This window comes from Brevundimonas sp. (assembly GCF_032107865.1).
In the GTDB taxonomy this organism is placed as follows: domain Bacteria; phylum Pseudomonadota; class Alphaproteobacteria; order Caulobacterales; family Caulobacteraceae; genus Brevundimonas.
The window spans coordinates 1-6649 of record NZ_DAMCNG010000155.1 but is presented as its reverse complement, the minus strand read 5'-3'; the positions used below and the strand labels follow the sequence as shown (position 1 = coordinate 6649).

The 6649-nt window shown below is 67.2% G+C and carries 6 protein-coding genes; 1 reads left to right on the top strand and 5 read right to left on the bottom strand.

Annotation, left to right across the window (positions count from 1 at the left end):
* The 3 genes from RT567_RS12155 to RT567_RS12145 all read right to left on the bottom strand — a co-directional run.
* Positions 1 to 379, bottom strand: a 379-nt coding sequence (locus RT567_RS12155; RefSeq protein WP_313576588.1) for a biotin/lipoyl-containing protein, incomplete at its 3' end; no start/stop codon positions are given.
* Between the two features lies 1 nt (position 380).
* A complete protein-coding gene (locus tag RT567_RS12150; protein WP_409516173.1) occupies positions 381 to 1466 on the bottom strand; it encodes an alpha-ketoacid dehydrogenase subunit beta in 1086 nt (361 codons plus the stop codon).
* 36 nt (positions 1467 to 1502) lie between these two features.
* Complete coding sequence (locus RT567_RS12145; protein ID WP_313576586.1) at positions 1503 to 2732, bottom strand: 3-methyl-2-oxobutanoate dehydrogenase (2-methylpropanoyl-transferring) subunit alpha; 1230 nt, start codon at positions 2730 to 2732, stop codon at positions 1503 to 1505.
* 148 nt (positions 2733 to 2880) lie between these two features.
* Here RT567_RS12145 and RT567_RS12140 point away from each other — a divergent pair, with 148 nt between their 5' ends.
* Entirely contained in the window at positions 2881 to 3369 is a 489-nt protein-coding gene (locus RT567_RS12140) for an Lrp/AsnC family transcriptional regulator (protein WP_003166242.1), read from the top strand.
* 24 nt (positions 3370 to 3393) lie between these two features.
* On the opposite strand, the gene pdeM is transcribed toward RT567_RS12140, so the two are convergent.
* Together pdeM and RT567_RS12130 are read right to left on the bottom strand one after the other, a co-directional pair.
* The gene (gene pdeM, locus RT567_RS12135) at positions 3394 to 4137 is read right to left on the bottom strand and encodes a ligase-associated DNA damage response endonuclease PdeM (protein ID WP_313576585.1); all 744 of its coding nucleotides are present in this window, start codon (positions 4135 to 4137) and stop codon (positions 3394 to 3396) included.
* Positions 4134 to 6644 carry a ligase-associated DNA damage response DEXH box helicase gene (locus RT567_RS12130; RefSeq protein ID WP_313576589.1) on the bottom strand — a complete coding sequence of 837 codons (2511 nt, stop codon included), beginning with the start codon at positions 6642 to 6644 and terminating at the stop codon, positions 4134 to 4136. The genes pdeM and RT567_RS12130 overlap by 4 nt, the downstream gene beginning before the upstream one ends.
* Positions 6645 to 6649 lie beyond the last annotated feature (5 nt).

The following is a 6649-nucleotide window of genomic DNA, read 5'->3' as shown; positions in this document are numbered from 1 at the left end:
CGTGGTTGGCCCCGGCGGCGGCCGGGACGCTGACTGGAGCAGCCTCGGCCTTCGGCGTCTCAGCGGCGACCGGAGCCGCTTCGGCCTTGACGGCGACGGGCGTAGGCGCCGGTTCGTCGGCGGCGGCGTTGCCTTCGCCCTCGACCTCGAACTCGGCCAGCGGGCCGCGCACGGCCATCATCTGACCGGGCTCGCCGTGCAGGGCGGTGACGACGCCCGCGACCGGGCTGGTCAGCTCGACCGTGGCCTTGTCGGTCATGACGTCGGCGACGATCTGATCCTCGGCGACCGTATCGCCGACCTTGACGTGCCAGCCGACGAGCTCGGCTTCGGCGGTGCCTTCACCGACGTCGGGAAGCTTGAAAACAAAACGACCCATCTTAGCGACCCATCCCTGATGTTTGGCCGGTCATGACGGCTTTCAGCGCGTCGGCGACCCGCTGCGGTCCGGGGAAATATTCCCATTCAAAGGCGTGCGGATAGGGCGTGTCCCAGCCGGTCACGCGCGCCACCGGCGCCTCCAGGTGATAGAAGCAGCGCTCCTGAACCAGGGCGCTCAGTTCGCCGCCGAAGCCCGAGGTTTTCGGCGCCTCGTGCACGATGACGCAGCGTCCGGTCTTCTTGACCGAGGCCTCGATGGCTTCGATGTCCAGCGGAACCAGGGTGCGCAGGTCGATCACCTCGGCGTCCACGCCCGCATGTTCGGCGCCCGCCAGCGCCACCCAGACCATGGTGCCGTAGGCCAGGATGGTGACGTCGGCGCCTTCCTTCATGACGCGGGCCTTGCCGATCGGCTCGATGTATTTGCCGGTCGGGACCTGGGCCAGTTCCTGCGCTTTCCACGGGCTGACCGGCTTTTCGTGCCAGCCGTCGAAGGGGCCGTTGTACAGGCGCTTGGGCTCGAAGAAGATGACCGGATCGTCGTCCTCGATCGCCGCCAGCAACAGGCCCTTGGCGTCATAGGGGTTGGACGGGATCACCACCTTCAGACCGGCGATGTGGGTGAACAGGCTTTCCGGCGACTGGCTGTGCGTCTGGCCGCCGAAGATGCCGCCGCCGTAGGGGCTGCGGATGACCATCGGCGTGGTGAACTGGCCGCCCGAGCGATAGCGCATCTTGGCCGCTTCGGAGACGATCTGGTCGTAGGCCGGATAGATGTAGTCGGCGAACTGGATCTCGACGACCGGGCGCAAACCGTAGGCGGCCATGCCGATGGCCGTGCCGACGATGCCGGACTCCGAAATCGGGGCGTCGAAGCTGCGGTTCATGCCGTGCTTCTTCTGCAGGTGGTCGGTGACGCGGAAGACGCCGCCGAAATAGCCCGCGTCCTCGCCATAGGAGACGACCGTCGGGTCTTCGGCCATCTTGACGTCCAGGGCCGAGTTCAGGGCCTGGATCATGTTCATCGCGGCGACGGCGGGAGCATCCGGGGCGACCGACGCCGGGGCGTTCTTCTGGTCGACCATGTCGGCTTCAATCTTGTCGTTGATCTCGGCCATCACTCAGACTCCTACTTCGCGGCGCTGTTCGACCAGGCGCCAGTCCTCGGTCGCATAGACCTCCTCGAACATGGTCTTCACGCTGGGGCGCGACTGGCCGAGCGTGCCGATGGCCTCGGATTCCTTGGCGGCGGCGCGGACCTTTTCGACCGCTTCCTTCTCGGCGTCTTCCTGCTGTTCGTCCGACCATTCGCCGAGCGCGATCAGGTGCTGCTTCAGGCGGGCGATGGGGTCGCCCAGCGGCCACTTCTCATGCTCGTCGCCGGGGCGGTAGCGGCTGGGGTCGTCCGAGGTCGAGTGCGGGGCGCCGCGATAGGTGAACAGCTCGATGATCGTCGCGCCCTGGTTGGTGCGGGCGCGCTCCTCGGCCCACTGGGTCGCGGCCCAGACGGCCAGGAAGTCGTTGCCGTCGACGCGCAGGGCGGGCAGGCCATAGCCGATGCCCTTGGACGCGAAGGTGGTCTCAAGCCCGCCGGCGATGCCCTGGAAGGACGAGATGGCCCACTGGTTGTTGACGATGTTCAGGATGACCGGCGCGCGATAGACGGCGGCGAAGGTCAGGGCCGAGTGGAAGTCGCTCTCGGCCGTCGAGCCGTCGCCGATCCAGGTGATGGCGATCTTGTCGTCGCCGCGGATGGCCGAGGCCATGCCCCAGCCCACGGCCTGGACATATTGCGTGCCCAGATTGCCCGAGATGGTGAAGAAGCCATAGTCCTTGGCCGAGTACATGATCGGCAGCTGGCGGCCCTTGATGGGGTCTTCGGCGTTCGAATAGATCTGGTTCATCATGGTCGCGAGCGGATAGTCGCGCGCGATCAGAAGGCCCTGCTGGCGATAGGTGGGGAAGCCCATGTCCTCGCGGCTCAGGATCATGCCCTGGGCGACCGCGATCGCCTCTTCGCCGGTGCACTTCATATAGAAGCTGGTCTTGCCCTGACGGTGGGCGCGGTGCATCCGGTCGTCGAAGGCGCGCGTCAGGATCATGGCCTTCAGGCCGCGACGCATCGTCTCAGGGTCCAGTTTAGGATCCCACGGGCCCACGGCCTTGCCTTCGTCGTCCAGCACGCGGATCAGGCGGAAGGCGAGATCGCGCATCTCGGACGGCGCCGTGCTGACGTCCGGGCGGTCGACCGCGCCCGGCGCATCGAGCTTCAGGTGGCTGAAATCAGGCGTGTCGCCCGGCCGACCCGAAGGCTCCGGCACGCGCAGCGACAGCGTCGGGGTGTTCTTCATCAATGCCTCCCGTCCGGTTGAACCGGCCGCGTTTCCTTATGGATGAGGGCATAGCATGGCGTATGATTGTTGGCTCTCCTAAAAATACCCTTGTCAAATGGCGTTTTGGGGTATTTTATTGCGTAGAAAGCTAATTCGGAGAAAGCCTTTGGCCGATGACCTCGACCCTATCGACGCGCGCATCCTCGACATCCTTCAGCAGGACGCGGGCCTGTCTGTCGCCGAGGTCGCCGATCGCGTCGGCCTGTCGGCCTCGCCGTGCTGGCGCCGGATCAAGAGACTGGAGGACTCTGGCCTGATACGCAAGCGTGTCACGCTATTGGACGCCGGTCTTCTGGGTCTGGACTTCGAAGTCTACGCCATCGTCAAGCTGAGCCTGCCGACCCGCGACAACCTGCAGATCTTCGAACAGGCCGTCGAAAGCTGGCCCGAAGTGGTGCAGTGCGCCACCATCACGGGGCGCGAGGACTACGTCCTGCGCATCATCACCACCGACATGCACGCCTTCGACCAGTTCCTGCGCGACAAGCTGCTGACGCTGGGCATCGTCTCCAATTGCGAGAGCCATATCGTCACGCGCGGGGTGAAGAACGTCACCACCCTGCCGCTGGGCATCATCACGCCGCACGTCGGCTGAGGCTGAGCGCGCCGTCGCCTTTCGTCAGCTCAGGCGGTCGAAGGCGACGGCGTGGACCTTGTCCCGCCCCAGCAGGGCGGCCAGCGGCGGGATGGGAAACAGGCTCGCGATCGCTCGGTCGCGCACGTCCAGCCCGCCGGTGAAGGCGCCGAAGGCGGGCAGGATCAGTCGCCGCCCGTCGGTGACGAAGCAGGGACGACGCACGCCCCGGCCATAGGCGACGACGCGGGCGGCGGGATGCAGATGGCCCGCGACCTCGCCCGGCGTAGGCTCGACCTGCGGCTCGTGGATCAGGAACAGGCCGCCCAGCGCCAGGGTCTCGACCACCCGGCCGGGCAGGCGCTTGAAGGGATTGGCCAGCGCGTCGCTCAGAGCGTCCAGGTCGTGATTGCCCTCCAACCAGACCCAGTCACGACCGGCGGCCAGCGTCTCCAGTCGCGTCAGTTGGGCGCCGTCCATGCGCGACACCGCTTTTGAATCATGGAAGCTGTCGCCCAGCAGGACGACCGTGCGCGGGTCCAGCGCCTCGATCTCGGCCTCGAGCCTGGCCAGGGTGGCAGGGCTGTCATAGGGCGGCAGCATCTGTCCGCGCGCAGCGAAGGCCGAACCCTTCTCCAGATGCAGGTCCGAGGCGATCAGGGTCTGATGCTGCGGCAGCCACAGGGCGCCGGAACAGCGCAGCACGCAGGTTTCGCCGTTGACCGTCAGCTTCAGCCCGCCGCACGGATGCCGGAACGGCGACAAGGTTGCGCGCAGAGCTGCGTTCACGCGGCCCCCTTCAGCGCTTCGGGTGCGTCTTCCATAACCTCGGCGATCAGGGCCTCGGCGCTTTCATCAAGGATCATTTCGGCGGCGTCGCCACCGACCCGCTCGCGCCCGATCTGCATCAGCACCGGCACGCAGAAGGGCGAGGGCCGGTCCAGCGACTTGTGCACGATGCGGCCGTGGATGCGGCTCAGAAGCTGGCCCAGCCGCGCCACGTCCAGTAGGCCCGTGGCCGCATCCGCCCGCGCCGTCCTCAGCAGCAGGTGGTCCGGTTGATGACGCCGCAGAACGTCGTAGATCAGGTCGGTCGAAAACGTCACCTGCCGCCCGGTCTTCTCCGCCCCCGGCTGGCGCTGCTCGATCAGGCCCGAGATCAGGGCGCAGTTGCGGAAGGAGCGCTTCATCATGAAGCTCTCCTCCAGCCAGGCCTCCAGATCGTCGCCCAGCATGTCCGGCTCGAACAGGGCGTCCAGGTCGAGGCCGTCCATCGGCCGGATCGACCAGATGGCCAGCGAATAGTCCGTCACCACAAAGCCCAGCGGCCCGACGCCCATCCGGTCCAGCCGCCGCGTCAGCAGCATGGCCAGGGTCGTGTGCGCCAGCCGCCCCTCGAACGGATAGGCGACCATGAAATGCCGCGTCCCGCGCGGAAAGGTCTCGACCAGCAGGGTCTCGGCTTCCGGGATGGCGCTGCGCAGCTCCTGCAGCTCCAGCCACTCCTGCACGTCGGGCGGCAGGACGCGCCAGTGGTCGCGGTCCTGCACCATGCGCCGCACCCGCTCGGCCAGAGAGGTGCCCAGCGGGAATTTCGAGCCGCCGTAAGAGGGGATCTTTGGGTCTTTATCGACGGCGGGCGAGACCAGGGCGTCCGTCTTGACGATGCCCTGAAAGGCCCACACCTGACCGGCGAAGACGAAGGTGTCGCCGGGCGTCATCTGCTCGAAATACCATTCCTCGGCCTCGCCGATCTTACGGCCTGCGACCAGGTGTTTGCCGCCCGCACGCCGCCCGGCGACGCGCACATTCAGATTGGCGGCCGAGACGATGGCGCCGACGTTCATCCGATGGCGCTGGGCCATCTGGGCGTTGCGGACGGTCCATTTGCCGTCGCGGGTGCGCACGATGCGGGCGAAGCGGTCATAGGTGCGCAGCGCATAGCCGCCGGTGGCGACCAGATCGACCACCTCCTCGAAGGCCTCATAGGTCAGGCCGCGATAGGGACCGGCCGTCGTCACCTCGGCGAACAGGTCGGGCAGGTCGAAGGCCTCCGAAGAGGCGCAGCCCATGACATGCTGGGCCAGCGTATCCAGCGTGCCCGTATGTTCCGGCTCCCAGTCGAAGGCGTTCTCGGCCACGGCCTCGCGCGCGGCCTGACACTCCAGCATCTCGAAGCGGCTGGCGGGGACCATCAGGGCGCGCGAGGGTTCGTCCAGCCGGTGATTGGCGCGGCCGATGCGCTGGACCAGACGGCTGGCTCCCTTGGGCGCGGCCAGCTGGATGACCAGATCGACGTCGCCCCAGTCGATGCCTAGATCCAGCGTCGAGGTGCAGACCACGGCCTTGAGATCGCCGCGCGCCATCGCCGCCTCGACCTTGCGTCTCTGCTCAGCGGCCAGCGAGCCGTGGTGCAGGGCGATGGGCAGATCGTCCTCATTGATCGCCCACAGCGACTGGAACACGAACTCGGCCTGCCAGCGGGTGTTGACGAAGATCAGGCTGAGGCCTGCCTGTTTGATGGCGTCATAGACCTCGGGGATGGCGTGGACGCCGGTGTGGCCCGCCCAGGGCACGCGCCCTTCTGAAACCAGAACGTCGACCACCGGCGGGGCGCCGGGATCGCCGAGAACGATGCGAATTCCTTCTCCCACAAGGGGAGAAGGGGAGAGCCAGTCGGCGATCTTTTGCGGATCGTCCACCGTCGCCGACAGCGCCACCCGCCGCATTCCCGGCGCGAACTGTTGCAACCGCGCCAGCCCCAGCGCCAGCAGGTCGCCGCGCTTGCCGCTCCAGATGGCGTGGACCTCGTCCAGCACCACGCATTTCAGGTGGGCGAAATAAGACCGCGCTCCTTCCCAGGCGCAGAACAGGGCCAGCTGCTCCGGCGTGGTCAGCAGGATGTCGGGCGGGAAGTCGCGCTGGCGCTGCTTCTTCGACTGTTTGGTGTCGCCGGTGCGGCTCTCGACGTGGATGTTCAGCCCGATCTCGCGGATGGGCGTCATCAGGTTGCGCTCGACGTCGGTGGTCAGGGCCTTCAGCGGCGACAGATAGAGGGTGTGGACGCCCGACCCCGGCCCCGTCTGCGGCCTTGGCCCCCGCTCGGCCAGATCGATCAGGCTGGGCAGGAAGCCCGCCAGCGTCTTGCCGCCGCCCGTCGGCGCCACCAGCAGGGCGTGCTGCCCGGCCTGCGCCGCCGCGACCATGTCGAGCTGATGCCGACGCGGCGACCAGCCTCGACCGGCGAACCAGTCGGCGAACAGGGGCGGAAGCGTTGCAGTGATCGGCGTCGTCACGACAG